A 1,299-nucleotide genomic window follows, 5' to 3' on the forward strand; every position below is an offset into this window, starting at 1 on the left:
GGTAGTGTTCAAAAAACTGTGTCATTTCCTTAAACTGTTAAAAACAGGAATGATGCATTATGGCAACTACATTTGATTTTGAAACAGCCTTAAAACAACTCCAGTCAGGACAAGCACTGACTGGAGAAAATGGCATACTCACCCCTTTAATTAAACAACTGACCGAAGCTGCTCTTGAAGCAGAAATCGAGAATTACATTGAAGCGAATCCGAAACAAGGTAATCGCCGCAATGGCTATACTCGCAAGACAGTAAAATCTACATCAGGTTCATTTGAGCTTGAACCCCCTAGAGATCGAAATGGTGAATTTGAGCCACAGTTAGTTAAAAAGAACCAGACCAAATTATCAGAAGAAATTGACAATAAAATCATATCACTCTATGCACTTGGTATGAGCTATCGTGATATTCAAAAGCATGTTGCTGATATGTATGGATTGGAGATTTCAGATGGTGCTATCACCAATATTACAGATAAGCTCCTCCCTCAGTTACAAGCATGGAAACAACGCCCACTCGATACAATTTATCCCTTTGTTTGGTTAGATGCCATACATTACAAAGTGAAGGATAAAGGTGTTTATGTGAGCAAAGCGATCTATACCATTTTAGCTTTAAATGTTGAAGGTAAGAAGGAACTACTCGGCTTGCATTTATCGGAAAGCGAAGGGGCGAACCATTGGCTTAGTGTACTGACAGACCTACAAAATCGTGGTGTTCAGGATATTCTGATTGCCTGTGTAGATGGACTAAAAGGTTTCCCCGAAGCCATAGCAGCGATTTACCCTCAAACAGAAATACAACTGTGTATCGTTCATCAAATTCGTAATTCTTTACGCTATGTTGCCAGTAAAGATCAGAAGGCATTTATGGCTGATTTAAAGCCAATTTACCGTGCTGATACCAAAGGGGCGGCAGAAGTAGCACTGGATGAGCTAGAAGAAAAATGGGGCGAAAAATATGGTGTGGTCATTCAGTCATGGCGTACCAAATGGCATCTACTATCCGCCTATTTCAAATACCCTAAAGCGATTAGGAAGCCGATTTACACCACCAATGCCGTTGAAGCCGTACATCGTCAATTCCGCAAACTAACCAAAACCAAAGGAGCTTTCCCCAATGAGGATAGTCTGATGAAATTACTGTATATTGGTATTCAACAGGCATCAGAAAAATGGACAATGCCTATTCAGGAATGGGGACAAACGATTACTCAATTATCCATTTACTTTGAAGGTCGATTAGATGATATAATTAAAATCTAGTCAAATTTACTGACACAGAATTTTGAACGCCCTC

At 39.7% G+C, this 1,299-nt stretch carries 1 protein-coding gene; it reads left to right on the plus strand.

Translation table 11 applies throughout. The features are described 5' to 3' along the window. Window positions 1-59: 59 nt before the first annotated feature. Window positions 60-1,265 carry an IS256 family transposase gene (locus FTU71_RS14485; RefSeq protein ID WP_179996062.1) on the plus strand — a complete coding sequence of 402 codons (1,206 nt, stop codon included), beginning with the start codon at window positions 60-62 and terminating at the stop codon, window positions 1,263-1,265. Window positions 1,266-1,299: the final 34 nt, after the last annotated feature.

The sequence above is a fragment of the Acinetobacter sp. YH12136 genome (genome assembly GCF_013418545.1).
GTDB classification, from domain to species: domain Bacteria; phylum Pseudomonadota; class Gammaproteobacteria; order Pseudomonadales; family Moraxellaceae; genus Acinetobacter; species Acinetobacter towneri.